This window comes from Pseudomonas sp. TH15 (assembly GCF_016651105.1).
In the GTDB taxonomy this organism is placed as follows: domain Bacteria; phylum Pseudomonadota; class Gammaproteobacteria; order Pseudomonadales; family Pseudomonadaceae; genus Aquipseudomonas.
The window spans coordinates 3,426,662-3,451,931 of sequence record NZ_JAEKEL010000001.1 but is presented as its reverse complement, the minus strand read 5'-3'; the positions used below and the strand labels follow the sequence as shown (position 1 = coordinate 3,451,931).

The window sequence follows — 25,270 nt, the reverse complement described above, 5'->3', positions numbered from 1 at the left end:
AAGTTAAAAAACCCCAGTCCTACTCGCGCCGCTTTTCCTCCTCCCGAGCCATCCACTCCATGCGCCACGCCGTTCGTTCGTCTCGCCTCGTTTTGCTGTGCCTGCTGATCCTTTCCCCGCTGTTCGCCGCCACCGCCCATGCCGGTTCGGAACGACAATTGGTGGCTGCCATCAATGACTACCGCGCCCACCCGCAACGCTGTGACAGGCGCCCCGCGCAACGCCTCGCGCCGCTGGCGCTGAAGTCGAATCTGCTGCTGCCGAACGGTTATCGCTATGGCGGCGGCATGCGCGAGGCGCTGAAATCATCGGGGTATTCGGCGGTGAGCGTGCGCACCATCCGCCTGGTCGGTGCGCAAGATGCCGAAGAGGCGTTCGATATGCTGCAGGGCCGCTACTGCGGGGCGCTGCTCGATGGGCAGTACGCCGACATCGGTATCAGTCGCGCCCGCAGCGAGTGGCAAGTGGTGCTGGCGCAGCCGTTGCTCGACAGTCGCATGGGCGACCCGCGAGCCACGAGCAAGACCTTGCTGACCGAGGTCAACGCCGCACGGGCCAGGCCGCGGATGTGTGGTCGCCAGCGTTTTGCCGCCGCCCGGCCGCTGAGCTGGAATGCCGCGTTGGGCGCCGCCGCGCAGGGCCACAGCAAAGCCATGGCCTACGGCAATTACTTCGCACACCAGGACCCCGACGGTGATATGCCGGCAGACCGCGCCAGGGCCGCTGGCTACCGTGGCCGGCAAATCGGCGAGAACATCGCCGCCGGCCAGGGCTCACCGAGCAAGGCGATGGCCGGTTGGCTGGCCAGCCCCGGCCACTGCGCCAACTTGATGAACCCGATGTTCACCCAGGTCGGCGCAGCCTTTGCCACCGATACGCGCAGCAGCGAGGGCGTCTACTGGACGATGTTGTTCGGCGCGCCCTGATTTCCCTCTGTAGCTGCCGCAGGCTGCGATCTGTTGATGTTGTTTTTCAAGATCAAAAGATCGCAGCCTGCGGCAGCTCCATGAGAAGGGAGAGTCATTTCGCACCTGTTCGACCTCGGCCATCTGCGCACCCAGCGGATCGTCTGCGGACTGCGCCCGGCCAGTCCATGAGGGATTCATCCCGGTGGGTTTGAAGGAGAGAGGCGTTGCACGTCGCAACGAGGCGGAAGGTGTCGAGAACTTCCGCTGAATTCAGTCAAGCAACCCGGCGTTCTTCAGCAGATTCTCTAGGCCCACCGGCACCAATGGTTTCTGCTCGCTGAAGCTGGCGCTGTCGTGCCAGCGCACGGTGAAGGCAGCGCCGTCACTTTCGTGCCCCTCAAGGTGGGATCGCTCATAGAGGCTGGTATCGGCGAAGTGGGCGTCATACACCTGGACGATCTCGTGGCCAGGCTTGCCGTTGTAAACGAACAGACTTTCGAGCGTCCCAAGCAAGCGAAGCTCGCTCATCGCAAAGCCCAACTCCTCCTCGACTTCTCGGGCAATCGCCTGGGCGCTGGTTTCGCCGAATTCGATGCCACCGCCGACAGGACGGTAGATCGTCTGCTGTGTGACGGGGTCGTGAAACTGATTGACGAGGATCCGGCCTTTGCTATGAAAGACACAGAGTGCGAGCGCACGGATACGCCGTTCGGCCATGAGAGTGAAGTCCATTTGCAGTTTTTTGGCGCGGCATTAAAACATGATTAATGCGCAAAACCTGTGGACTTCACACGTTCGGACGTCGTTGAGAGGTCAAATCGGAGAAATGGTCGCCAGCAAGCCGATCAGAATGGTCAATGTCAGAAATCCGCCGAGAAAAAAGCCATCTTGTTCATATTGCTCTCTCCAATGCTGAGCTTGCGGTGCACCGGACGCTTCGGGATGAAGAACTGTCGCGAGTGACCGGACTGCGCAGCTATTCTGAGCCTGTGACTGAGCCGGTTACAGAGTCAGATTGAAACGAAAAAAGCGTATCAGATGAAATCTGATCCTGTCGCGGCTGCGATTTTTTGATCTTTTCTTCGAGATTGAAAGGAAGGATCGCATCCTGCGGCAGCTCCAGGATGTACATGGGGCGATATTCAGGGGACTGCTGCAAGGTTGCCCTGCTCGCGTGTTGATCTACAGTCATCGCCATCGTCTGAACAACAACAAAAATAACCGGAGTGCCCATGACTGAGTTGAAGCTGCAAGCCAACGTCGCCGATTCCCTGAACCGCTGGCACGAGATGATCCGCACCGGCAACTTGAGCGACCTGCCCGAGTTACTTGATGCAAAAGCAGTATTTCGCTCACCGATGGCGCACACGCCTTACCCCGGCGCGCCGGTGGTGTCGATGATCCTTAATACGGTGTTCGGCGTGTTTGAGGATTTCCATTACCACCGTGAGCTGGCGACAGCGGATGGCTTGAATGTGATTCTGGAATTCAGCGCCAAGGTGGGGGCGAAGGAGCTCAAAGGCATCGACATGATCCGCTTTGATGAGCGCGGCAAGATTGTCGAGTTTGAAGTGATGGTGCGACCGCTGAGTGGATTGCAGGCGCTGGGCGAAGAAATGGGCCGGCGACTCGGCGCCTATCTGGCCTCCGCCAAACCCTGACCACCAAAAATGTAGGAGCTGCCGAAGGCTGCGATCTTTTGATTCTGTTTATTAAAATCACAGTCACAAGATCGCAGCCTTCGGCAACTCCTACAGGGGGATAGTGCATAAAAAGCCCACTGACCGTCACCGGTTCAGTGGGCTTTTTCAAATAAGGCTTCTAGTTACAGAGCCATATCACTTGCAGCGTTTTCCTTCGGGGCTTCTGCTTTTTCAGCAGCAGGTGCAGCCGGAGCAGCTACCTGACCGATCACTGGAGGCGTCGGCAGTTCGAGGATTTTAGCCGTGTAGGCCCACTCTTCAGCCACTTTGGCTGGGTTGCCATTCAACTGAGTGCCATAGCTCGGCACGATCTGGTGCAGTTTTTCCTGCCAGGCCGGCGTTGCAACCTGATCCTTGAAGACCTTTTGCAGCACGGTCAGCATGATCGGTGCAGCGGTCGATGCGCCTGGGGAAGCGCCCAGCAGACCGGCGATGGTGCCGTCAGCGGAGGTAACAATTTCAGTACCCAGTTTCAGCACGCCACCGGCCGCTTCATCACGCTTGATGATTTGCACGCGTTGGCCGGCTTGCCACAGGCGCCAGTCTTCGGCTTTGGCGTTCGGGAAGTATTCTTTCAGGGCGTTCATGCGGTCTTCGTCGGACAGCATGAGTTGGCCAGCAAGGTACTCAACCAGTGGGTATTCCTTGATGCCGACTTTGGTCATCGGCCAGATGTTGTGGGTGGTGGTGCTGGTCAGCAGGTCCAGGTACGAGCCTTCTTTCAGGAACTTGGTGCTGAAGGTCGCGAATGGGCCAAACAGGATGACGCGCTTGCCGTCCAGGACACGGGTGTCCAAGTGCGGAACGGACATAGGCGGTGCGCCAACGGAGGCTTTGCCGTAGGCCTTGGCCAGGTGTTGTTCGGCGATAGTTGGGTTGTCGGTCACGAGGAACGAGCCGCCAACCGGGAAGCCTGCGTATTCCTTGGCTTCAGGAATGCCGGACTTCTGCAGCAGGTGCAGTGCACCGCCGCCCGCGCCGATGAACAGGAACTTGGCGTCGGTTTCGGTGGTGGTGCCGTCTTTCAGGTTTTTGTAGCTGACGCGCCAGGTGCCGTCGGCGTTCTTGGTGATGTCCTGTACTTCGCTGGACAGTTTCAAGTCGAACTTAGGCGTGGTTTGCAGGTGCGCAACGAACTGGCGGGTGATTTCGCCGAAGTTGACGTCGGTGCCGATCGGAGTCCAGGTAGCCGCGATTTTCTGGTTCGGGTCACGCCCTTCCATCATCAGCGGAACCCACTTCTTGATCACAGCCGGGTCTTCGGAGTACTGCATGCCGGCGAACAGCGGGCTCGCTTGCAGGGCTTCGTAGCGTTTTTTCAGGAACTTGATGTTGTCATCGCCCCACACAAAGCTCATGTGCGGAGTGGAGTTGATGAACGAACGCGGGTTCTTCAGAACGCCTTGTTGAACCTGCCACGACCAGAACTGACGGGAGATCTGGAAGGCTTCATTGATTTCAACGGCTTTCGGGATCTGGACTTTACCGTTCTCGTCTTCCGGGGTGTAGTTCAGCTCTGCCAGGGCGGAGTGACCGGTACCGGCGTTGTTCCAGCCGTTGGAGCTTTCCAGGGCGACGCCGTCGAGGCGCTCGACCATTTCCATCGACCAGTCCGGTTGCAACTCATTGAGCCACACACCCAGAGTCGCGCTCATGATGCCGCCGCCAATAAGCAGCACATCGACTTTCTTTGCCTCTTCCGCGTGAACGGACGTGATCCCCATCGACAAAGCCAGCCCCAATAGGGCCGTGTTCAGTTTTTTAAGCATCTGTTGCACCTATGATAAAACGCCATCCGCCCTTCCATCCTCACACGCGAAGGCCCCTGATTCACGGCACGCAGGCAGCATGTCGTGGGTTCCCGCACATCAGGATTGGAGGGTGGGCACACAAGGCCGACGGTTCCATCGACCTCAGTTTATATGTCCCTACTGAACTGACTTTTTATCATTATTGGCTTCAGCTACTTGAGCGACATTGATCCTGTTTGCACGCCGCTAGGGCGAACGAACTGAATAGGTCAAAGCAAGTTGGCGGGCAGAATATCACGACACGGCAAACCCGCGCGTCTGTTCCCGACTTGAGAGTCTTTTTCCGCTCAGGGACTTATCGGCCGATGCCCGCCGAACATGACTCTCGGCAATGGCATTGACTGGAGCCTTTCGACTGCCCCTGCAGTTGCGCGGGAGAACCAGACGCGGAGCCCTGCCGTATCGGCCAACAATCTGCTACGTTGTACGATGACTGATGAATTAACATTTTGAATTGATCAGTCATCAACTCTCATAACAACAAGGAAACAACATGACTTATTCCCGTCTTTTGATCGGTTTTCTCTGTCTCTTCAGCGGCTATGTCGCCGCCGCCCCGGCTGCTGCGGACAAAGACGTGGCGCAAGCCGTGGACCATCTGACCCAAGCCATGCTGCACAAAGACATTCCCGGTCTTGAAGCACTGACAGCGGCCAACCTGAGCTATGGGCATTCCAGCGGCAAAATCCAGGACAAGAAAGCCTTCATTGCCGATATCGAAACGGGCAAAAGCGCGTTCAAGACATTAGAGATGCAGAACCAGACCATTACCCTGTCGGGTGATACGGCGCTGGTCCGCAACCACTTCTCGGCACAGGCGCTCAACGGTACTGAAGTGGTGCCGACCGAGATCGAGAACCTGCAGATTTGGCAGAAACAACATGGGAAATGGTTGTTGGTTGGGCGTCAGGCTTTCAAATTCTGATTGAGGTGAACCAGGTCTGAATGGATATTGGCCGGCCCGGCCTCTTCGCGAGCAAGCTCAGCTCCTACAAAGTTGCGGGATGTTCAGAGCATCGCGTTACCCGAGCCACTGTAGAAGCAAAGCTTGCTCGCGAAGACGGCGGCACAGGCAGCATCTGAATCGTCTGAACCGACGCTTTCGCGAGCAAGCTCAGCTCCTACAAAGTTGCGGGATGTTCAGAGCATCGCGGTTACCCCTAGGCACAGGCAGCATCTGCATCGTCTGAACCGACGCTTTCGCGAGCAAGCTCAGCTCCTACAAAGTTGCGGGATGTTCAGAGCATCGCGTTACCCCGAGCCACTGTAGGAGCAAAGCTCGCTCGCGAAGACGTCGGCACAGGCAGCATCTGCATCGTCTGAACCGACGCTTTCGCGAGCAAGCTCAGCTCCTACAAAGTTGTGGGATGTTTAGAGCATCGCGTTACCCCGAGCCACTGTAGGAGCAAAGCTTGCTCGCGAAGACGTCGGCACAGGCAGCATCTGCATCGTCTGAACCGACGCTTTCGCGAGCAAGCTCAGCTCCTACAAAGTTGCGGGATGTTCAGAGCATCGCCTTACCCCTAGCCACTGTAGGAGCTGAGCTTGCTCGCGAAGACGGCTTCAAAAACCAATCCAATCCCCGCGCCCTACTCAGTTCTCAACCGCACGGAACTCCCGCTCACCGCGCCCCTCTCACATTATGCAGTCCTTCCTTTTTGCTTCGCGCTTGTGGAGGAACACCGTCATGCGCAAGTTAGTGCTCATTTCTTCTTTACTCTTATGCCTGCCGGTCGGCTCGGCGCTGGCCCGCGTCGATGCGGGTGATGTCGCCACCTCGGCGGGTGTCTCCGCGTCGCTGTACTCGACCTTCAAGGATCACAAAATGGTGATTCCGGCTCGTGACGACTTGTCTGCATTTGTCGCCAGTGGCGGGGCCATTCGTGGGGTTTATCTTGAGTCGGTGCTGCAACAGGTTCGTCAGGAAAATCCTGGATTGAACGCCAGCGATGAAGACCTCGCGAACGCGATTCTGGTGCATTACGAAGGCCTGAATCAGTAGCCGCCACGGATGCAGCGGCCGATGGACGGCCGCTGATGGCGCATAGGCAAAACCGTCCGCCGGCCTCTATGATGGAGGCCATGACGACGATTGCGCGCTTGCGCTCACCCTGCCCGCCCGGCGCCTGCGATTGCGGGCGCGATCCGTTGCTGGAAAATCCCGGCGCGGATGTGCGCATCCTGCGTCTAACCCGCGAGGAAGAAAAAGTCCTTCTCGCGCGCCTGGAAAAAATCAAAGACCTCGACGACCTCAGGCATCTGCAAAAACGTATGTTCGAGCAGTTGGGGATTCGTGTAGAGGTCTCGCCGGGCTTTCATGAAGTACGCACGATGCTCGGGATCGAAATCGAAATCGCCGAGCTTCCAGGGCTGTGCCGCAAGACGCGCAAATCGATTCCGACCGCGATTCGCCGAGGACTGAACAACAGCCCGGAAATCGCTTTCGAACTGCTTAACGCCCACGACTTGCTGCGCGACGCCTGATCACTTTTTCATGCCGACCCGCTTGCGCATCTCTGCGGTGATGCTCTGGCGGGTTTTCTTCATATCAGCCCACGGCTCGTCGCCAACCTCGGCCAATCGTTCGTGGACGTTGTGCACGTTCCACTGATTGCCGCCCTTGATATCGGCAACTTCCTCGCGAAACAGCGGCACGGAAACCGGCAAACCTTCGCGTGTGCGCGCTGAATAGGCACAAATGGTGGTGGCACCCAGACCATTGCGCAGGTAGTCGATGAAGATCCGCCCGACGCGATTTTTCGGCCCGGACACCGCAGAAAAACGATCCGGCAACAGCTTGGCCATATGGCTGACGATCGCGTGGCTGAAGTCTTTGACCTCATCCCAGCCAAGTTTGCGGGTCAACGGCACCACCAGGTGAATGCCCTTGCCGCCGCTGGTTTTCAGAAAAGCCTTGAGCCCTAGCTCATCGAGCACGGTCAATGTCAGCGCGGTGGCCTCGACCATGCTTTTCCACGGCAGCGCCGGGTCTGGGTCGAGATCGAGGACGAAGCGGTCGGGTTTGTCGAGATCCGTGGTGGTGGCGTTCCATGTGTGCAGTTCGACCGTGCTCATCTGCACCGCGCCGATCAACGCTTCGGCGTCGTTGACGAGCATGACCGGTTGACCGGTGAGGTCCTTATCCAGCGTGGTGATGCCCGGGATTGCCAGACGCTCAGCGTTCTTCTGGAAGAACAACTCACCGGCAATGCCATCCGGCGCGCGCACCAGCGCAACAGGACGATCTTTGAGCTGCGGCATTATCCATTCGGCAACGCTGGCGTAATACTCAGCCAGTTGCATTTTGGTAGTACCGCTGACGGCGTCGATCACCCGATCCGGGTGGGTGATGCGGACCTTGCCGCTGGCGAGACCCAGTTGTGACGGCGCGGTTTCAGCCGTACTCGCCGAGGCTTTTTTCGCCGGTGTCTTCGCTGGCTTCTTTGCCGCCGTTTTGGTTTCGGGAGTCTTCACAGGCTTTGCTCGCTCCTCGGTGATGTCCTTGGCCGGTTTATCGTCGCGCAATCCATGGAATACGGCGTGACGCACTGACCCGTCCTTGGTCATTTCGGCAAAGGCGACTTCTGCCAGCAGTTTCGGCTTGAGCCAGTGCACGCCTTTGGCCTCAAATCCTGAGGGCGGATTGACGACCGCCGCTTTCTTCGTCTGCAACGGTTTCAATTGCTCGAGGATGCTTTTCAGCGTTGTCTCGTTGAACCCGGTGCCGACCTTGCCGGCGTAGCGCAACTCGCCACTGTCACGGTCATGCAGGCCTAACAGCAAGGCGCCGAAGGCACTGCGCGAGCCTTTTGGGTCGGTGTAGCCGACGACCACGAATTCCTGCCGGTGTTTGCACTTGAGCTTGATCCAGTCGCCGCTGCGCCGGGACACATAAGGTGAGCCGAGGCGTTTGCCGATCAGGCCTTCCATTTGCATCTGGCAAGCGCTGTTGAGCAGCGCATCGGGGGTTTCGTCGAAGGCTTCGGAGAACCGCAACAACGGGTTCTTTTGCGTCCCCAGAACCGTCGACAATGCTGCGCGTCGCTCCTCGACCGGCACCTCACGCAGGTCGACGCCGTTGAGATACGGCAGATCAAACAGGTAGTAGAGGATATTGCCGCTGCGTCCGGCTTCGAAAGCGTTTTGCAGCGCCTGAAAGTCCGGCACGCCATGCTCGTTGGCGACCACCATTTCACCGTCCAGCCAGGCTGATTCGAGGCCCAATGCGGCCAGTGCTTCGGCCTGTTGCGGCAGTTTGTGCGTCCAGTCATGGCCGTTGCGGGTGAACAGTTGCACCTGCTCATGATCGATGCGCGCCATGATCCGGTAGCCGTCAAACTTGATTTCGTAACTCCATTGCCCTTCGGGCGCACTGTCGACCAGCGTCGCCAGTTCTGGCTTGAGCTGCGTCGGCAGCTTGGCCTTGTGCGCGCCGGTGAGTTTGCCGGCCGCTTGCTTGCGCGGTTTGGTTGCGGTTTTTTGGCCGGCTTGCTTTGCTCGGCGGCCAGTTTCGGCGTGCCGACAATCGTGCGTTCGCTCAACACACTGTCGGGTTCGGCCACCAGCACGTCATAGTCATCCTGCGGCCGCGCCGCGTTGTCCTGATGTTTGATCAGAAACCAGTTTTCCTTCTTTCCTGGCATGTGCGTGCGCACCAGATTCCAGATTCCGCCGAGTTTTTCGCCTTGCAGTTCGAATTTGAGCTTGCCCTTGGCATAGGCCTTTTGCGGATCTTCGAGCGGAATCCACACGCCGCGATCCCAGACAATCACATCGCCGGCACCGTAATGCCCCTCGGGAATGCTGCCCTCGAACGTCGCGTAATCCAGCGGATGGTCTTCGACATGCACCGCCAGACGTTTGATCTTGGGGTCGAGCGACGGCCCTTTCGGCACCGCCCAACTCTTCAGTGCGCCATCGAGTTCCAGGCGAAAGTCGTAATGCAGGTGCGAAGCGTCGTGCTTCTGGATGCAGAACTGCAGAGCATGATCAGGCGCCTTTTTACTGCCGGCACGCTTGACCGCCGCCGGTTCAGATGTCGCCGAAAAGTCGCGCATGCGGTTGTAGTCGTCGAGGTTCCTGGTCATGGGCACACCTGCCTTTTTTCAGCCTATTCGCGTCACGGTCAGCGCCACCACGGCGATCCGGTCGACGCGTTGATAACCGGGGTTGAGCAGTTCTTCGCCGAAAACGTCGGGGTCAAGTTCGCGATAAGTCCAGCCGAAGCGCTGTTGATCGAGTCGCGGCAACACCGTATCGAGAAACGGATCACGGCCATCGACCATGGCCACGCCGGTGTAAAGCAACAGTGAGCCACCGGGCGCCAGCCGATTGAGTGCCTGTTCGACGATACGCAACGACAGCCCCGCTCCCAGCGTGCCGCCACCATGTCGATAAGCGCGCGCCGCCGGATCCGCCATATAAGGCGGGTTGGCGACGATCAGATCGAACTCGCCGTCAACGCCCTGAAGCACATCACTGTGCCGCGTTTCGACGTTGGCGACCTCCGCCAGCGCCGCATTGATCGCGGTCAGACGCAGTGCGGCGGGATTGATGTCCAGCGCCAGCACTTGGGCTTCGCGGCGAGCGCGGCCGATGACAATCGCGCCGACGCCAGCACCGCAGCCGATATCGACTGCACGCTTGATCGGCGCGAAATTCTGCTGCAAATGCGCGTGAATCAGTTGCGCGAAACGGTAGGTGTCCGGGCCGAAAAACACCGCATCGGCAGCATCGGTGGGGAACGCTGAATGCACGAACAGCAAATCGTCGAGGCTCGACCAACGCACGCGACTTTTAAAACGACCGTCGTACGCATCAATGATCTGCGCCTCCTGCAATTGCCGTTGCTCATCGGCAGACAACAACCCCGGCTCGAACGCACGCGACCAACCGAAAACGTCACGCAGGCTGTCGACGGCCTGCCCTTCGTCACGCTGGTTGACCCGTTGATGCGTCAGCGGCGTTGGCGTGATGAAACGATACCCGTCGGCCTGCAAGCGCCGCCCCAGTTGCAGCAGCGCAAGGTCATTGGTGGACAGCTGTTCTTCCTGATTCATTGAGATTCCTTAACCCAGGCTGGATTTCAATTCGATGAAACGGCGGGTGGCGAGCAGCCCGGCCGGATGTGCATGCCGCGCCGGTGCCAGCCAAGGCATGAGAACGGCCATTTGCGCGTGTCCGTCCTGCCCTTGCAGCGCGGCGTTGAGTTGCTGAACGTCGGGATCCTGTTCCGGCACCTCGATAGGCGGCTTGCCCTGCGCACGACGACGGCTGACGCCGGGTTTGCTGGCGGGCGTCCAGTCACCGGCAATCCAGTCGTGCACCAGTTGTTTTTCGTAGGCGCCAAACACACCGAACATCGCTGCACCGTCGCCGTCGATCAATTGCCAGAAGCGGCTGGCTTGCGGGTCTTCGTGGCGTTTGATCCAGCCCTTGTCTTGCAACGCCTGAAGGAAACCGGGCAAATGCTGCGGCTCGGCCAACCATTGATTGACGGTACGCCCGTCGAACCGGCAGTAGTCGGAATGCATGTGCTGAGCGAATGGGCACTTGCGCTCAAGCATCGCCAGTAACTCGCGCTCAAGATCAAAGCCCTCGATGATCGCGCGGCTGCCCTGCCCCAGGTCATTGAGGCGATATCCCAGCGATACCCGACGCAAAAATTCAGCGCGATCAGCCTCCAGCGGCAAAAGATCGAGCGCTGCCTGCACGGCTTTCTGCGCATGGCCGGTGCTGGCGTTGTCGATGGTCACGTGCAGCGTGAAGTAGTACGGATCGATACCCAGTTCACTGAGCTCGTAACTGCTGATCAGCAGGTGCAGCGGCAGTTGCTCGTAACCGAGGTTGTAGCCGATCACCTCCGGCAAAAATTCTGCCCCGCATACGCCGAGCGCCAGTTGCAGCGTGCCCTGTAGATAACGCTCATCGGGGATGACGCTGCTGTGTTCAAGGTCGTGCTCGGCGAGCAACTTGCGATAGATCAACACATGGTTCTGCGCTGGATTGCCTTCGCCCAACTCTTCCAGATAGGTACACAGCAAACCGCTGAAACGCGGATCACGCCATTGCGGCAACAATCCGAAGAGCCAGGCGCCGTCTACCAGTTTGGTCGGTGCGACTGCTTGCAGGAAGTACAGCGCATGCGCCTTGTTTGTGAAAAATTGTCGTGGCCCACCGGCCTTGCGTTGCTGCAAATAGTCGGCGTATTGCCGGGCCACCTCGGCGCAGTGATCAGCCATCCAGGCATGCCAGGTCGAGGGGTCTGCGGGCAGTTGCTCCGTTAACTGCGCGGCGTGTTGCAGTTGTTCTTGCAGAAAACTCTGCGCCAGCGCGTAAGCATTCTCCTCGAGCAAAAAGGTTTGATGAAGGCCGCGCAGGTTTCCTTCAGGCATCACCGGCTGCGGATGTGCGGGGGAAGATTGCAGGGTTGTCAGGACAGTCATGGCAATGGTCTCGGTCGATTGGCAGGACGCTGATTCACACGCCTCTACAGCAGCAGAGGGGCTGCGCCTGCGAAAAATTCAATCGACGTGAAAATTACCCGGACAAACGGCGAATAAAGCCCCGTAGGAGCTGCCGCAGGCTGCGATCTTTTGACGTTGCCTCAGGCCTGACCTTTGGCCTGCTGCTCCAGGTGCACCTGCAAATCGGGATCGATCCGCAACGCCGCCGCCAATTCATCCAGATAATTGCGCTCGGCGTCCTGCTGATCGTTTACCAGCATGACGCTGGCCAGATACATTTCGGCGGCCACCGCCGGATCTCCGTGGGCCGACTGCGCGACTTCAGCGGCATTCAGCGGCTTGGCGACTTCGGCATCGAACCATTGCTGAAGCTGGGGATCGTCGGTGTGCTTGGCGATCTCCGAACTGATCATCTGTTGCTCCGAGTCATCAATGCGACCGTCAGCCTTGGCCGCCGCTATCAATGCGCGCAATACCCCGTGGCTGTGCTCCTCCACGTCCGGACCTGCGAGCAGATTGGCGGTTTGCGGGATCTGTTGCGGTGCCGCACTGGCCTGACTGCGTTGCCAGGCTTGATACGCCTGATACGCCATCATCCCCAGCGACGCCAGCGCCGCATAGTTGGTGCCACCGGATCGGCTTTGCGTGCTGCCGCCGCCAAGCGCGCCACCCAAAACACCGCCGAGGCCACCCGCGCTGCCACCGCCCAGCAAACCACCGAGCAAACCGCCCAATCCACCCAGGCCACCGCCCGAAGTTGCACCACCACTGGCCTGACTGCCGCCACCGAGCAAACCGCCCAGCAAGCCACCGAGCCCACCCTGGCCTGCCCCGGCCGAAGCGCCACTTTGTTGTCCCGCCGAGGCCTGGCCTCGCAGCAGTTGTTCGAGCAAATCGCTGGTGTTCATGACGTCATCCTCAAGCATAGGCAGTGACTGCGTCTGGCAACGATAGACCCCAACAGCCATTGCGCCAGCACCGTTTGGCCGACACTCGAGACCAAGGCGAGTCGGGCCGGGATTTTTTCGCCGGGCAGCTAAGATTTAAAGGTGGTGAACCTTATCCCCGGATTCCCGGTCGATACCTGCAACCCGACCCGGTTTGCCGACGCCCCCAATAGAAGGGTGCTGACTGGCTTGCTTCACTTTTTGGAGAACGCCCCCGTGATATCAACCTTACACATCGCCAGGCTCAAAGCATGGGGCGCCCATGGTTTTACCGCGACCGGCGTGGTCACTGCCTTCCTGGCCACCCTCGCGCTGCTGGAAAACCAGCCGGTCCATTGCCTGCTGTGGCTGGGCGTGGCGCTGATCGTCGACGGCCTCGACGGGGCGCTGGCACGCAAGGTCAATGTGCAATCAGTGCTGCCGAGTTTCGACGGCTCGATCCTCGACCTGGTCATCGACTACCTGACCTACGTGTTCATCCCGGCGCTGTTCATCTACCGCTACATCCCGTTGCCTGACTACACGCTGCTGCTGACCGTGTCGCTGATACTCGTCTCGTCGCTGTTCTGCTTCTGCAACGTCAACATGAAAAGCAAAGACAACTACTTCCAGGGCTTCCCCGCCGCGTGGAACGTCGTCGCGTTGTGCCTGTACATCATCGCCCCGTCTCCGTGGGTGACGCTGCTCACCGTCATCGGCCTGGCGCTGCTGACCGTGACCCGAATGAAATTCCTGCACCCGTTTCGGGTGCGCAAGTTCATGCCGATCAACATCGCCGTAACCGCCATCTGGTTGCTGTGTAGTTTGTCGCTGGTGGTCAACCACCCGGTGATCAACCCGCTGGTGATGGGGCTTTGGCTGCTGATGTCGGCGTACTTCCTGGGGATCTGCATCTGGCGCACGGCAATGGAGTGGTTTGATAAATCACCATCGAAATAAAGCTTTCTCTGTAAGAGTGAGCCTGCTCGCGAAAGCGTAAGACCAGTCGACAACGATGCTGAATGTAAAACCGCTTTCGCGAGCAGGCTCACTCCTACAGGGGATCTCCACTGATTCTAGATTCAGATCAGCGCTTGGTAATCACCACCTCCAGATACTCGCTCGGCACTACCAGCGAGCCCTCGCCCGCACGATTCGTGCGATTGAGCAAGTCCGCCAGATCACTTTCCAAGGCCCGACCGCTTTCCGGCGGCAATGCCGCGAACGCCTTGTGCACCGGCCCATACCAATGCCGAAAAATGTCGATGAAGTGCGCTGCCGAGCGATAACGAAAGTTGAAGGTGCGGCGGGTGACTTGCAGCAGAAAATCGCGCTCGTCGAAATGGCTGTGCAACCAGGCTTCCATGCCCCAGTTCGAGGGTGGCTGGGCACTGGCGGGAGGCGGCAGATGTCGGCCGAGGACCTTGAACATCTGGCCGACAAAGCCTTCCGGCGTCCAGTTGGCCAGACCAATGCGTCCACCACGCCGACAGACCCGCGCCAGTTCGGCAGCCGCCTGCGCCTGATCCGGCGCAAACATCACACCGAAAGTCGAAAGCACCGCGTCAAAACTATCGTCTTCGAACGGCAGCGCTTCGGCATCGGCGACCTGGAATGTGACATCCAGATGCTCCGCCCGAGCCCGATCCTGCCCGCGCTCCAACAGCGCCGCAACGTAGTCGGTGGACATCACCAGACAACCACGTCGCGCGGCCGCCAATGTCGCATTGCCGTTGCCGGCGGCGACATCCAGCACTTCTTCATCGCAGCGCAAGTCGCAGGCTTCGGCGAGGTTTTCACCGACAATTTGCAATGTGGTGCCAATCACCGCGTAATCGCCGCTGGCCCAGGCGACTTTCTGGCGTTCTTTCAGGGCCGTCAGATCAATCGGGGTACTCATGGCTTCGAGCTCCGCTTCATATCGGTAACAGGTCGACAGCGCCCTGCTCGCCCACTATCGCGCCGAGCCTGACCTGCGTCTTCGCCAATCGTCCGCCAAGCCCGCAAAACCGCGTGTTGGCCGATGAGTGGCAGGAATTTGTAAAGCCGCCGCAACACCCTCGGGATTGCCAGTCGCCCGGGAATGATTTTTCATGTCGGCAACACCTTCCGAACGGACTCTCCCAATGACTTTGCACCTCGACTGGCTCGCGCAGCACATGCAGCACAGCGACACTTACGCCGAATGGATTCATCGGCAGTTTCACTACGAATACGCGCACCAGCCACTGACCGAGTGGCAAGCGGAATTCGCCCAAGGCCAAAGCAACGGCAATTGGCCGTGCCTGATCGCTCTGAACGATGGGCATCTGCTGGGCGGTGCCGCGCTAGCCCGCGAGGATCTGGCGCATCGACCCGATCTCGGCCCTTGGCTGGCCTGTGTATTTGTCAGCCCCGAGGCTCGCGGCCAGGGTCTGGCGGAGCGCTTGATCGACGGGGTTTGCCAGCAAGCGAAAAGCCATGGTCTGGCGCACCTGTATCTGCATACGCAGAACAAACAGGACTACTACGCCAAACGCGGCTGGAGGGTCGTGGAGCGGTTTCACGCCTGGGACAACGAACACACGCTGATGGTGCGTGACTTGTGAGCCTTGATTGCAAAGCACTGCTTAGCGTGCAAGGACATAAGAAACCATCTATTCATACCTGTCATATCTGACAGTATCGAGCGCCCTCGTTGCTTCGTAGACTGATGGCCCTGCACCCTGAACGGGAGATCAACGCTTCGGGCAACTAAACTGATTGATTAGCCTGATACAAAAGGGCAAAACCGAACGATGAAAAGCAGGACGCAGTCATCGCTCAAACCCGCGTCGATCGCACCCCAGAGGTGCAATGCCTGGGATCAGCAAGACCTCTGGATCGTGATCCAGTACAGGAGCAGCATCATGGACGAACTCAGACTCGATCAATTCATGGGCAAACTGGTCAACGACATGGGCGGCGCGGCGATGCTGGCCAATGTCATTCTCGGCGAAGAACTCGGCCTCTATCGGGCCATGGCCGACAGCCAGCCAATCAGCCCCGAAACCCTCGCCGACAAGACCGGATGCAACCCGCGCCTATTACGCGAGTGGCTCAGTGCCCACGCCGCCTCCGGCTACATGGAACACCGTGACGGCCAGTTCCGCCTACCCGAAGAGCAAGCCCTGGCGTTGGCGATCGAAGACTCCCCGGTGTACATCGCCGGCGGTATCGGGGTGGTCGCGTCGTTTTTCCATGACAAGGACAAACTGGTCAAAGCCATGCGCGGCAACGGTGCCCTGCCGTGGGGCGAGCACCATCCGTGCATGTTCAGCGGCACGGAACGGTTCTTCCGTCCCGGCTACAAGGCGCACCTGGTGGCCGAGTGGTTGCCGGCGCTGGAAGGCGTGGTCGCCAAGCTGGAAGATGGCGCCAAAGTGGCGGACGTCGGCTGCGGCCACGGCGCGTCCACCGTGATCATGGCCCAGGCGTTCCCTAATTCGCGGTTCGTCGGGTTTGATTACCACGCGCCCTCCGTCACCGTGGCCACCCAGCGCGCCGAAGAAGGTGGTGTGGCCGGACGCGCGCGGTTCTTCCAGGGCACTGCCAAAAGTTACCCTGGCACCGACTATGACCTGGTCTGCTATTTCGATTGCCTGCATGACATGGGCGACCCGGTGGGTGCAGCACGGCACGCCTTTGACTCGCTGAAACCGAACGGCACGGTGCTGCTCGTGGAGCCCTACGCCAACGATACCCTCGACGACAACATCAACCCGATTGGTCGACTGTTCTACGCGGCCTCAACGTTCATCTGCACCCCGAACTCACTGTCCCAGGAAGTCGGCCTCGGGCTCGGCGCCCAGGCCGGCGAGGCGCGGTTGCGCAAGGTGTTCACCGAGGCCGGGTTCAAGCATTTCCGCCGGGCCACGGAAACGCCGTTCAACCTGATTCTGGAGGCGCGCAAGTAAAGCTGTGGCTATGAAACCCTGGGGTGAGAGGGTTTAGCGAAACTTCGCACCGCCTCGATGGGTAGCGAAGCAGCCCCGCTTGCTGTATGAAAAACGGGGGCTGCTGCGCAACCCATCGGGGATGAATCCCCTCGCCACAAGCAAGCTCCCTCGCTACAGGGGTCGGTGCTAACCTGCAAGGCATTCTCTCTGCCAGGAGCGCTGACCATGCTCGACAGCCCGATCCTCGAACACCTCGATACGCTGCAACAAGCGATGGCCGATGGCAATTTTCTGGTCCTGACCGGTGCCGGCATCAGCACCTCGTCGGGCATTCCGGACTACCGTGACAACCAGGGCGTGCGCCGTGGCCGGCAACCGATGATGTATCAGGAGTTCCTCGCCGCCCCCGAGTCCCGGCGCCGCTATTGGGCACGGGCAATGCTCGGTTGGCCGCGAGTGCGCCTGGCCAACCCGAACGCGGCCCACGAGGCGCTGGCCAGTTTGCAGAGTTCGCGGCAGATCGGCGGGCTGATCACCCAGAACGTCGACACCTTGCACGACCAGGCTGGCAGTCATGACGTCATCGAACTCCACGGCAGCCTGCACCGGGTGCTGTGCCTGGACTGCGGCCAGCGCAGCGAGCGGGATGCGATTCAACAGCTGATGGAAGCGCAAAACCCGTACCTGGCCGGGGTCGATGCGGTGCAAGCGCCGGATGGCGACACCCTGCTCGACCCGGCGTTTGAAGCGCGGTTTCAGGTGCCACACTGTCCGCATTGCGGCGAGGCGCGGATGAAGCCGGACGTGGTGTTTTTCGGCGAGAACGTCGCTCAGGTGACGGCGGCCAAGGCCATGGCGGCGGTGGAGCAAGCGGCGGGGTTGCTGGTGGTGGGGTCGTCGTTGATGGCGTATTCGGCGTTTCGGTTGTGTCGGGCGGTGGTGGATCAGGGCAAGCCGTTGATTGCGATTAACCTGGGCAAGACCCGGGCGGATGACATTTTGGAGATGAAAATCGAGGCGTCCTGCGAAAAACTCCTGCCCTTGCTGACCCAACGACTGACCACTTAAAAACTGACGAAACCCGCTCCCACAGGGTTATGTGTTTATCCGGCAGACAGGCGTTGGCCCAGGTTTGCTTCCTTGAAAATATCAAACAACGCCTGCGCCGCCGCCGACAGTTCATGCCCCGGCTTGGTCAACACGCCAATCGCCCGCTCCACCACCGGGTCACGCAAAGTAATGCAGTGCGCGCCCGACTCCTGCATTTGCTGCCGGCACAGCGCCGGCACCGCGCTCACGCCCAACCCGCTGGCGACCATCCGTCCCACCGTCGCCAGTTGATGACTTTCAAACTCCACCGGCAACTTCATACCGCGAGCCTGCAAGTGTTCTTCGAGCATCACCCGCACTGTGGACGGTCGCTGCAAAGTGATAAACGGCTCCATCAACAAGGTCTGCCAGTCGATCTCCTCCAATTGCGTCAACGCCGAATCATGCGGCACCACCGCCACAAACCGGTCGATGTACAACGGCGTGAACTCCAGCGACGAGCTATGAGCCGGCTCAAACGAAACGCCTAGCTCCACTTGCCGATCGCGGACCATTTCCAGCACCTGCTCGTTGATCACGTCATTCACCGTGACGTTGACTTTCGGGTAACGCGCGCGGAAGGTCTTGAGGATCGGCGGCAGCAGGTTGCCGGCAAACGAAGGCATCGCCGCCACCGTCACGCGACCGCGCTGCAGAGTGAAACGTTGACGCAGTTCATCTTCGGCATTGTCCCAATCGGCGATCAGCCGACGGGCCAGCGGCAGCAGCGATTCACCCTCAGGAGTCAGCGCCACGTTGCGTGTGTTGCGGCTAAACAGGCGTCCGCCCAGGCCTTCTTCCAGGGCCTTGATGGTCAGGCTCAACGCCGATTGCGACAAGTGCAACCGCTCACAGGCCACGGCAAAACTCAGGCTCTGGGCCACGGCCAGAAAGGCTCGGATCTGCTTGACTGTCATCGTCGCTTTGCTCCAGTTGCGTAGGAGCTGCCGTAGGCTGCGATCTTTTGATCTTGATTTTCGGCGGCTTGAAGATCACAAAAGATCAACGTCAAAAGATCGCAGCCTTCGGCAGCTCCTACAGAGGTATTGGTGAGTTTTATCTATCAATCAACCTTAAAAATCAACTTAACAAATGAATACTCTGGCGAGACACTCATCCCCACTACGGCTAGCCAGCCGCCCATAAAGAATAAAAGAGGTGCATATGGCAGGTTTCGACAAGCGCGTGAGTTCCTACGAGGAAGCCCTTGCAGGTCTTGAAGACGGCATGACCGTGATCGCCGGCGGCTTCGGCCTGTGCGGGATCCCGGAAAACCTCATCGCCGAGATCAAGCGCAAAGGCACCCGCGACCTCACGGTGGTTTCCAACAACTGCGGCGTCGACGGTTTCGGCCTCGGCGTACTGCTGGAAGACCGGCAGATTCGCAAGGTTGTCGCCTCGTATGTGGGCGAGAACAAGATGTTCGAAGAGCAACTGCTCAGCGGCGCCATCGAAGTCGACCTGACCCCTCAAGGCACCCTCGCCGAAAAAATGCGCGCGGGCGGCGCAGGCATCCCTGCATTCTTTACCGCCACTGGCGTCGGCACCCCGGTTGCCGAAGGCAAGGAAGTGCGCGAATTCCACGGTCGCAAGTACCTGATGGAAGAATCCATCACCGGTGACTTCGCCATCGTCAAAGGCTGGAAAGCCGACCACTTCGGCAACGTGATCTATCGCCACACCGCCCAGAACTTCAACCCGCTGGCCGCCACTGCCGGCAAGATCACCGTGGTCGAAGTCGAAGAAATCGTCGAACCCGGCGAGCTGGAACCGTCGCAGATCCACACCCCTGGCATCTACGTCGACCGGATCATTTGCGGCACGTTCGAGAAGCGCATCGAACAGCGCACCGTGCGTAAGTGATCCCCTGCCCCCGGCCCGAATGAAGGAATAACAACAATGGCACTTTCCCGCGAACAAATGGCTCAACGCGTCGCCCGCGAAATGCAGGACGGCTTTTACGTGAACCTGGGCATCGGCATCCCGACCCTGGTCGCCAACTACATCCCTGAAGGCATGGAAGTCATGCTGCAGTCGGAAAACGGCTTGCTCGGCATGGGCCCTTTTCCTACTGAAGAAACCATCGATGCCGACATGATCAACGCCGGCAAACAAACCGTGACAGCACGTATTGGCGCTTCGATTTTTTCCTCGGCCGAGTCCTTCGCGATGATCCGCGGAGGCCATGTCGACCTGACCGTACTGGGCGCCTTTGAAGTAGACGTGGAAGGCAATATCGCCTCGTGGATGATCCCCGGCAAACTGGTCAAGGGCATGGGCGGCGCGATGGACCTGGTGGCCGGCGCAGACAACATCATTGTCATCATGACCCACGCGTCCAAGGACGGTGAGTCCAAGCTGTTGTCCAAATGCAGCCTGCCGCTGACCGGCGCCGGCTGCATCAAGCGTGTGCTGACCGACCTCGCCTACCTCGAAATCAAGGACGGCGCGTTCATTCTCAAAGAACGTGCGCCGGGCGTTAGCGTCGAAGAAATTGTCGCCAAGACCGCCGGTAAACTGATCGTGCCGGATCACGTTCCGGAAATGCAATTCGCTGCCCAGTGAGGAATTTTTCCATGCAAGACGTCGTTATTGTTGCCGCCACCCGTACCGCCATTGGCAGTTTCCAGGGTGCCCTGGCGGGTGTGTCCGCCGTTGATCTGGGCGCTGCGGTGATCCGTCAGTTGCTGGCGCAAACCGGGCTGGACCCGGCTCAAGTCGATGAAGTGATCATGGGCCAGGTGCTGACCGCCGGTGCCGGGCAAAACCCGGCACGCCAGTCGGCGATCAAGGCCGGCCTGCCCTTCACCCCGTGCCGGCCATGACCCTGAACAAGGTCTGCGGCTCGGGCCTCAAAGCCCTGCACCTGGCGACCCAGGCGATCCGCTGCGGCGACGCCGACGTGATCATTGCCGGCGGTCAGGAAAACATGAGCCTGTCCAACTACGTCATGCCCGGTGCGCGCACCGGTCTGCGCATGGGGCACGCGCAAATCGTCGACACCATGATCAGCGACGGTCTGTGGGATGCGTTCAACGATTACCACATGGGCATCACCGCTGAGAACCTGGCGGACAAGTACAACCTGACCCGCGAACAACAGGACGCTTTCGCCGCGGCCTCCCAGCAAAAAGCCACGGCCGCCATCGAATCCGGGCGTTTTGTCGATGAGATCACGCCGATCCTGATCCCGCAGCGCAAGGGCGATCCGCTGTCCTTCGCCACCGACGAACAGCCACGGGCCGGCACCACAGCCGAGTCCTTGGGCAAACTGAAACCGGCCTTCAAGAAGGACGGTTCGGTGACCGCCGGCAACGCCTCGTCGCTGAACGACGGCGCCGCTGCGGTGATCCTGATGAGCGCCGAAAAAGCCAAGGCCCTCGGCCTGCCGGTACTGGCGAAAATCGCTGCTTACGCCAACGCGGGCGTCGACCCGGCGATCATGGGCATCGGTCCGGTATCGGCTACCCGCCGTTGCCTGGACAAGGCCGGCTGGTCGATTGACCAACTGGACCTGATCGAAGCCAACGAAGCCTTCGCCGCGCAATCCCTGGCAGTGGCCAAGGACCTGGAATGGGACTTGAACAAGGTCAACGTCAACGGCGGCGCCATTGCGCTGGGCCATCCGATCGGCGCGTCGGGTTGCCGAGTGCTGGTGACTTTGCTGCATGAAATGATCAAGCGTGACGCAAAAAAAGGCCTCGCCACCCTGTGCATCGGTGGTGGTCAAGGCGTGGCACTGGCGCTGGAGCGCGCGTAAGCAAAAAGAGCAATACAGGCGGCGGGCGGATCCACGACATCCGCTCGCTGTCTGGTTTCATCGCTTTTGTGGCGAGGGGATTTATCCCCGATGGGTTGCGCAGCAGCCCAGAAATGTCGACTCGACACAGATTTTTGCCAGCGCTTCGCACTGGAACGGGGATAAATCCCCTCGCCACGGGGGCTTTGAAAATCACCCAGCCAACTGCAAAATCAACCAGGCATTCGCTGCACTGATCACCCCAAACAACCCCCACGCCAACACCCGCGTCGGCAGCCGATTCACAAACGGCCCCATCAGTTTCTGGTCGTTGGTCATGCTGATCAACGGGTACAACGCAAACGGCAGTTGCAGGCTCAGCACCACCTGACTCAACACCAACAGCTTGCCAATCGCGTTGTCGCCCATCAGCCACACGCCGATGAACGCCGGGATCAGCGCCAGCCCGCGAGTAATCAAACGCCGCTGCCAGCAAGGAATCCGCAGGTTCAGGTAACCCTCCATGATCACCTGCCCGGCGATGGTCCCGGTGAAGGTCGAGCTCTGCCCCGAGGCCAGCAGCGCGACGCCAAACAGCACGCTGGCCAAGGCCCCGCCCACCAGCGGATCGAGCAGGTGATAGGCGTCCTGGATGTCCACCACATCGCCATGCCCGGTGGCGTGAAACGCAGCCGCCGCCAGAATCAGAATCGCCGCGTTGACCAGCAACGCCAGGGCCAGGGAGCCGATGGTGTCGATGCGCGCCAGTTTGACCGCGTCCTGCTTGCTGGCCAGGTCGTGGCCGATCATCCGGGTTTGGACGATCGAGGTGTGCAAGTACAAGTTATGCGGCATCACCGTGGCCCCGAGAATGCCGATAGCGATGTACAGCGGCGCCGCATCGCCGATGGCCGACAATGACGGCGTGAAGCCACGGGCGACGTCCGGCCAGTAGGGTTTGATCAGCATCAGCTCGACGAAGAAACACACGCCAATGGTGGCGACCAGTACCAGCATGATCGCTTCGAGCCGGCGGAAGCCACGGTTCTGCAAGGCCAGCACCAGCAGCGTGTCGAACGCGGTCAGCGCGATGCCGAAGGTCAGCGAGCAGCCGAGCAACAAATGGAATGCCAGGGCGCAGCCAAGCACTTCGGCCAGATCCGTGGCGATGATCGAGATTTCCGCCAGCACCCATTGCGTGCGGGCGGTGCGAGTGCTGTAGCGCTCGCGGGATAATTGCGCCAGGTCACGCCCGGTGGCAATGCCCAGTCGCGAACACAAACACTGCACGACCATCCCCGCCAGGCTCGCCAGCAACACCACGAACAACAAGCTGTAGCCAAAGCGCGAACCGGCCTCGATGGCCGTCGCCCAGTTGCCCGGGTCCATGTAGCCGATCGACACCAGCAAGCCCGGGCCGGCAAAGCGCAGCAGGCGCTTGAAGAACGTAGCGCTGGGGTCAACGGCAACACTGCCGGCCACTTCCGGCGGGCAAAACGGCGCCGTGGCGACTTTGGGCAAAAAACTGAAGTTCACGCAAACATCCGTCGACAGGTGGAAAGGCGCAGCTTAGACGTTTAAGCCATAACCTTGAAGATCAAACGAACTTCTGATTTCTATCGACTCACACCCAATAATTGCTGGCGCAACTCGGGATTGCGGGTGCGCGGGTCGAGCCAGATGTCAAAGAAGGCTCGGGCGAATTGCGGGTCTTTCACTTCGTGTTGCAACTGCTGGCCGACAAAGAAGCGTGCGCCCTGCCCCGGCAAATACACGCCGGTGATGCGGGTGCCCGCCTGGACATCGACGAACGACTGCTGCATCTGGATCTGCCAGCCGGCCAGTTGTTCAGCGCTGACCGAGGAGCCGGACAACCGTTTGATTTCATCGACGCTGGCCTTCACCAGATCGTCCCGGGAAATGTTGCGCTGGTAGATCAGCTCCAGAGCAAATGGCTGGTCCGGTGCCAAGGGCCGCGCCGCACTCCAGAGCCGGGCGTTGTACACATCGAAGCCCCAAACACTGAAATCGCCCGTGCCAATAATCTGCGCACCGGGCACCGCGTCCTGCCAATTGGCCCAGGTCGGCGTCAACAACAAGGCCCACAAGCCGATGCCACAACATCCACGCAACACTTTGGGAGTTCTGTTCATCGCCGCGTCAACTCCGAGCAAGTCTGGATAATCAGAGCATAGCGCGGATCGCAGCGACCAATTTGTATACAAAAATTGCACACATATGCAGCAATCGCTTATCGGCGGTGCTAACGTGAGCGCCTCTGACCCGACGGAGACACCTGCGTGCTGATGCTCAAACTGCTGGTGATTCCCGGGTTTCTGCTGCTGATTTCCTTGGCGGGCAAACGTTGGGGGCCGAGCGTGGCCGGTTGGTTGTCGGGGCTGCCGGTGGTGGTCGGGCCGATTCTGTTTTTCCTCGCCATTGAACAAGGCCAGGTGTTTGCCGCCCAGGCCGCGACCGCCGGGCTCTCAGCGATGTTCGCGATGATTGCCTTCTGCGTGACGTACGCCCAAGTCGCTCAACGAGCCGGTTGGCCGTGGGCGCTGGCGATCTCACTGGCGGTGTGGGCTGCGCTTGCGTCGGTGTTGTCGGTGATTGCGCCGTCGCTGCCGTTCTCCGTAGTCGCGGCGGCGATTGCTTTGCTCGCCTCGCCGTATTTATTTCCTGACGTGCAACCGGTGCTGAACGGTACGGCGCCGAAGTCGGACAAACTGATCTGGCGGATGATCGCCGGCGCGGCGCTGACGCTGGTGGTGACGATGCTCGCCAGCACTGTCGGTGAACGCTGGAGCGGACTGCTCGCGGTGTTCCCGGTACTCGGCAGTGTCATGGCGGTGTTTTCCCAGCAGACGCGCGGGCCTGAATTTACCGCCGTACTGTTACGCGCGACGGCGACGGGCATGTATTCGTTTTCGGCGTTCTGCCTGGTGTCGGCGCTGACATTGCCGAGCATGGGTTTGGGTGGGTTTGCGGTGGGTGTCGCGGTTTCAGTGGCGATGCTAGGAGTCACCCGAAAGCTGCTGGCCAAGCCTCCCCCTCCAAAACGCCCCAACCTCAACGTTGAAACTGTCCCCCGTGGTGAGGGGATTTATCCCCGTTGGCGTGCGCAGCGCGCCCATCTTTTTACGACTGCTGCGCAGCCGAACGGGGATAAATCCCCTCACCACAAGGTGCACAACCGACCTCAGAAGGTGGTCACCTGTAAGCTGCTGGCCAAGCCTCCCCCTCCAACACGCCCCAACCTCAACGTTGAAACTATCCCCCGTGGTGAGGGGATTTATCCCTTGTGGGGAGGGGATTTATCCCCGTTGGCGTGCGCACCGCGCCCACCTTCTTTACGACTACTGCGTAGCCGAACGGGGATAAATCCCCTCACCACAAGGTGTATAACCAACCTCAGAAGGTGGTCACCCGTAAGCTGCTGGCCAAGCCTCCACCCTCCAAATCACCCCAACCTCAACGTTGAAACTGTCCCCTGTGGTCAGGGGATTTATCCCTTGTGGCGAGGGGATTTATCCCCGTTGGCGTGCGCAGCGCGCCCATCTTTTACGACTGCTGCGCAGCCGAACGGGGATAAACCCCCTCACCACAAGGTGCATGACCGACCCCAGAAGGTGGGTTCAGACGAGCCGGGCTGGAGTGGCAACGCGCCGCATGGGATGATCGGCCGCCTAAACGCGTCCATTCCTCGGA

At 59.8% G+C, this 25,270-nt stretch carries 21 protein-coding genes and 3 pseudogenes; 13 read left to right on the top strand and 11 right to left on the bottom strand.

Going from position 1 to position 25,270, the window contains the following annotated elements:
- Positions 1–59 precede the first annotated feature (59 nt).
- A complete protein-coding gene (locus tag JFT87_RS15595) occupies positions 60–926 on the top strand; it encodes a CAP domain-containing protein (protein WP_201202556.1) in 867 nt (288 codons plus the stop codon).
- A 252-nt stretch (positions 927–1,178) separates the two neighbouring features.
- Here JFT87_RS15595 and JFT87_RS15590 read toward each other — a convergent pair whose 3' ends face one another.
- Both JFT87_RS15590 and JFT87_RS15585 read right to left on the bottom strand, forming a co-directional pair.
- Positions 1,179–1,625, bottom strand: a complete 447-nt coding sequence (locus JFT87_RS15590; RefSeq protein WP_201202554.1) for an NUDIX hydrolase — start codon at positions 1,623–1,625, stop codon at positions 1,179–1,181.
- Positions 1,626–1,884: 259 nt separating this feature from the next.
- Complete coding sequence (locus tag JFT87_RS15585; protein WP_201202552.1) at positions 1,885–2,142, bottom strand: hypothetical protein; 258 nt, start codon at positions 2,140–2,142, stop codon at positions 1,885–1,887.
- Here JFT87_RS15585 and JFT87_RS15580 point away from each other — a divergent pair.
- The gene (locus JFT87_RS15580) at positions 2,141–2,569 is read left to right on the top strand and encodes a nuclear transport factor 2 family protein (RefSeq protein WP_201202550.1); all 429 of its coding nucleotides are present in this window, start codon (positions 2,141–2,143) and stop codon (positions 2,567–2,569) included. The two genes, JFT87_RS15585 and JFT87_RS15580, sit on opposite strands and share 2 nt — an antisense overlap.
- Positions 2,570–2,733: 164 nt before the next feature.
- On the opposite strand, the gene mqo is transcribed toward JFT87_RS15580, so the two are convergent.
- Complete coding sequence (mqo, locus tag JFT87_RS15575; RefSeq protein ID WP_201202548.1) at positions 2,734–4,380, bottom strand: malate dehydrogenase (quinone); 1,647 nt, start codon at positions 4,378–4,380, stop codon at positions 2,734–2,736.
- A 535-nt stretch (positions 4,381–4,915) separates the two neighbouring features.
- On the opposite strand from mqo, the gene JFT87_RS15570 reads away from it, so the two are divergent.
- From JFT87_RS15570 to JFT87_RS15560, 3 genes are all read left to right on the top strand, one after another.
- Complete coding sequence (locus JFT87_RS15570) at positions 4,916–5,347, top strand: nuclear transport factor 2 family protein (RefSeq protein ID WP_201202546.1); 432 nt, start codon at positions 4,916–4,918, stop codon at positions 5,345–5,347.
- A gap of 762 nt (positions 5,348–6,109) precedes the next feature.
- The gene (locus JFT87_RS15565; RefSeq protein WP_201202544.1) at positions 6,110–6,424 is read left to right on the top strand and encodes a DUF2388 domain-containing protein; all 315 of its coding nucleotides are present in this window, start codon (positions 6,110–6,112) and stop codon (positions 6,422–6,424) included.
- Positions 6,425–6,504: 80 nt separating this feature from the next.
- On the top strand, positions 6,505–6,906 hold the full coding sequence (locus tag JFT87_RS15560) for a hypothetical protein (RefSeq protein WP_201202542.1): 402 nt from the start codon (positions 6,505–6,507) through the stop codon (positions 6,904–6,906).
- Here the strand turns inward: JFT87_RS15560 and ligD are convergent.
- The 4 genes and pseudogenes from ligD to JFT87_RS15540 form a co-directional block, all read right to left on the bottom strand.
- A pseudogene (gene ligD / locus JFT87_RS15555) lies at positions 6,907–9,509 on the bottom strand (DNA ligase D).
- Positions 9,510–9,527: 18 nt separating this feature from the next.
- Entirely contained in the window at positions 9,528–10,481 is a 954-nt protein-coding gene (locus JFT87_RS15550; RefSeq protein ID WP_201202540.1) for a methyltransferase, read from the bottom strand.
- A 9-nt stretch (positions 10,482–10,490) separates the two neighbouring features.
- A complete protein-coding gene (locus JFT87_RS15545) occupies positions 10,491–11,867 on the bottom strand; it encodes an iron-containing redox enzyme family protein (protein ID WP_201202538.1) in 1,377 nt (458 codons plus the stop codon).
- A gap of 161 nt (positions 11,868–12,028) precedes the next feature.
- On the bottom strand, positions 12,029–12,796 hold the full coding sequence (locus JFT87_RS15540) for a tellurite resistance TerB family protein (RefSeq protein WP_201202536.1): 768 nt from the start codon (positions 12,794–12,796) through the stop codon (positions 12,029–12,031).
- A gap of 255 nt (positions 12,797–13,051) precedes the next feature.
- Here JFT87_RS15540 and pcsA point away from each other — a divergent pair, with 255 nt between their 5' ends.
- Positions 13,052–13,774: a phosphatidylcholine synthase gene (gene pcsA, locus JFT87_RS15535; protein WP_201202534.1), complete on the top strand. Its 723-nt coding sequence runs from the start codon at positions 13,052–13,054 to the stop codon at positions 13,772–13,774.
- A gap of 127 nt (positions 13,775–13,901) precedes the next feature.
- On the opposite strand, the gene JFT87_RS15530 is transcribed toward pcsA, so the two are convergent.
- Positions 13,902–14,714, bottom strand: coding sequence for a class I SAM-dependent methyltransferase (locus JFT87_RS15530; protein ID WP_201202532.1), 813 nt, complete (start codon positions 14,712–14,714; stop codon positions 13,902–13,904).
- A 226-nt stretch (positions 14,715–14,940) separates the two neighbouring features.
- On the opposite strand from JFT87_RS15530, the gene JFT87_RS15525 reads away from it, so the two are divergent.
- The 3 genes from JFT87_RS15525 to JFT87_RS15515 all read left to right on the top strand — a co-directional run bounded on the left by JFT87_RS15525 (position 14,941) and on the right by JFT87_RS15515 (position 17,799).
- On the top strand, positions 14,941–15,402 hold the full coding sequence (locus JFT87_RS15525; protein ID WP_201202530.1) for a GNAT family N-acetyltransferase: 462 nt from the start codon (positions 14,941–14,943) through the stop codon (positions 15,400–15,402).
- 300 nt (positions 15,403–15,702) lie between these two features.
- Positions 15,703–16,749 (top strand): class I SAM-dependent methyltransferase, encoded by a 1,047-nt coding sequence (locus JFT87_RS15520; RefSeq protein ID WP_201202528.1) that lies wholly within the window; start codon positions 15,703–15,705, stop codon positions 16,747–16,749.
- A 207-nt stretch (positions 16,750–16,956) separates the two neighbouring features.
- Positions 16,957–17,799, top strand: a complete 843-nt coding sequence (locus JFT87_RS15515) for an NAD-dependent protein deacetylase (RefSeq protein WP_201202526.1) — start codon at positions 16,957–16,959, stop codon at positions 17,797–17,799.
- Positions 17,800–17,834: 35 nt separating this feature from the next.
- On the opposite strand, the gene JFT87_RS15510 is transcribed toward JFT87_RS15515, so the two are convergent.
- Entirely contained in the window at positions 17,835–18,737 is a 903-nt protein-coding gene (locus JFT87_RS15510) for a LysR family transcriptional regulator (protein ID WP_201202523.1), read from the bottom strand.
- Between the two features lie 247 nt (positions 18,738–18,984).
- Here JFT87_RS15510 and JFT87_RS15505 point away from each other — a divergent pair, with 247 nt between their 5' ends.
- From JFT87_RS15505 to JFT87_RS15495, 3 genes and pseudogenes are all read left to right on the top strand, one after another.
- Positions 18,985–19,683, top strand: coding sequence for a CoA transferase subunit A (locus JFT87_RS15505; RefSeq protein WP_201202522.1), 699 nt, complete (start codon positions 18,985–18,987; stop codon positions 19,681–19,683).
- Between the two features lie 36 nt (positions 19,684–19,719).
- Positions 19,720–20,385: a CoA transferase subunit B gene (locus JFT87_RS15500; protein ID WP_090182831.1), complete on the top strand. Its 666-nt coding sequence runs from the start codon at positions 19,720–19,722 to the stop codon at positions 20,383–20,385.
- 11 nt (positions 20,386–20,396) lie between these two features.
- A pseudogene (locus JFT87_RS15495) lies at positions 20,397–21,580 on the top strand (acetyl-CoA C-acetyltransferase).
- 192 nt (positions 21,581–21,772) lie between these two features.
- Here the strand turns inward: JFT87_RS15495 and JFT87_RS15490 are convergent.
- Positions 21,773–23,095: an Nramp family divalent metal transporter gene (locus JFT87_RS15490; protein ID WP_201202521.1), complete on the bottom strand. Its 1,323-nt coding sequence runs from the start codon at positions 23,093–23,095 to the stop codon at positions 21,773–21,775.
- An 80-nt stretch (positions 23,096–23,175) separates the two neighbouring features.
- Positions 23,176–23,712 (bottom strand): chalcone isomerase family protein, encoded by a 537-nt coding sequence (locus tag JFT87_RS15485; protein ID WP_201202520.1) that lies wholly within the window; start codon positions 23,710–23,712, stop codon positions 23,176–23,178.
- 147 nt (positions 23,713–23,859) lie between these two features.
- Here JFT87_RS15485 and JFT87_RS15480 point away from each other — a divergent pair.
- Positions 23,860–24,609 (top strand): annotated as a pseudogene (locus tag JFT87_RS15480) (hypothetical protein); the annotation flags it as partial.
- Between the last annotated feature and the right edge of the window lie 661 nt (positions 24,610–25,270).

Excerpts from the sequence above, each read along its gene's own strand:
- JFT87_RS15570 (WP_201202546.1), top strand. The coding sequence starts at position 4,916 with ATGACTTATTCCCGTCTTTTGATCGGTTTTCTCTGTCTCTTCAGCGGC.
- JFT87_RS15545 (WP_201202538.1), bottom strand. The coding sequence starts at position 11,867 with ATGACTGTCCTGACAACCCTGCAATCTTCCCCCGCACATCCGCAGCCG.
- mqo (WP_201202548.1), bottom strand. The coding sequence starts at position 4,380 with ATGCTTAAAAAACTGAACACGGCCCTATTGGGGCTGGCTTTGTCGATG.
- JFT87_RS15500 (WP_090182831.1), top strand. The coding sequence starts at position 19,720 with ATGGCACTTTCCCGCGAACAAATGGCTCAACGCGTCGCCCGCGAAATG.
- JFT87_RS15590 (WP_201202554.1), bottom strand. The coding sequence starts at position 1,625 with ATGGCCGAACGGCGTATCCGTGCGCTCGCACTCTGTGTCTTTCATAGC.
- JFT87_RS15485 (WP_201202520.1), bottom strand. The coding sequence starts at position 23,712 with ATGAACAGAACTCCCAAAGTGTTGCGTGGATGTTGTGGCATCGGCTTG.
- JFT87_RS15540 (WP_201202536.1), bottom strand. The coding sequence starts at position 12,796 with ATGAACACCAGCGATTTGCTCGAACAACTGCTGCGAGGCCAGGCCTCG.
- JFT87_RS15565 (WP_201202544.1), top strand. The coding sequence starts at position 6,110 with ATGCGCAAGTTAGTGCTCATTTCTTCTTTACTCTTATGCCTGCCGGTC.
- JFT87_RS15525 (WP_201202530.1), top strand. The coding sequence starts at position 14,941 with ATGACTTTGCACCTCGACTGGCTCGCGCAGCACATGCAGCACAGCGAC.
- JFT87_RS15520 (WP_201202528.1), top strand. The coding sequence starts at position 15,703 with ATGGACGAACTCAGACTCGATCAATTCATGGGCAAACTGGTCAACGAC.
- JFT87_RS15515 (WP_201202526.1), top strand. The coding sequence starts at position 16,957 with ATGCTCGACAGCCCGATCCTCGAACACCTCGATACGCTGCAACAAGCG.
- JFT87_RS15530 (WP_201202532.1), bottom strand. The coding sequence starts at position 14,714 with ATGAGTACCCCGATTGATCTGACGGCCCTGAAAGAACGCCAGAAAGTC.
- JFT87_RS15505 (WP_201202522.1), top strand. The coding sequence starts at position 18,985 with ATGGCAGGTTTCGACAAGCGCGTGAGTTCCTACGAGGAAGCCCTTGCA.
- JFT87_RS15595 (WP_201202556.1), top strand. The coding sequence starts at position 60 with ATGCGCCACGCCGTTCGTTCGTCTCGCCTCGTTTTGCTGTGCCTGCTG.
- JFT87_RS15585 (WP_201202552.1), bottom strand. The coding sequence starts at position 2,142 with ATGGGCACTCCGGTTATTTTTGTTGTTGTTCAGACGATGGCGATGACT.
- JFT87_RS15510 (WP_201202523.1), bottom strand. The coding sequence starts at position 18,737 with ATGACAGTCAAGCAGATCCGAGCCTTTCTGGCCGTGGCCCAGAGCCTG.
- JFT87_RS15580 (WP_201202550.1), top strand. The coding sequence starts at position 2,141 with ATGACTGAGTTGAAGCTGCAAGCCAACGTCGCCGATTCCCTGAACCGC.
- JFT87_RS15550 (WP_201202540.1), bottom strand. The coding sequence starts at position 10,481 with ATGAATCAGGAAGAACAGCTGTCCACCAATGACCTTGCGCTGCTGCAA.
- JFT87_RS15560 (WP_201202542.1), top strand. The coding sequence starts at position 6,505 with ATGACGACGATTGCGCGCTTGCGCTCACCCTGCCCGCCCGGCGCCTGC.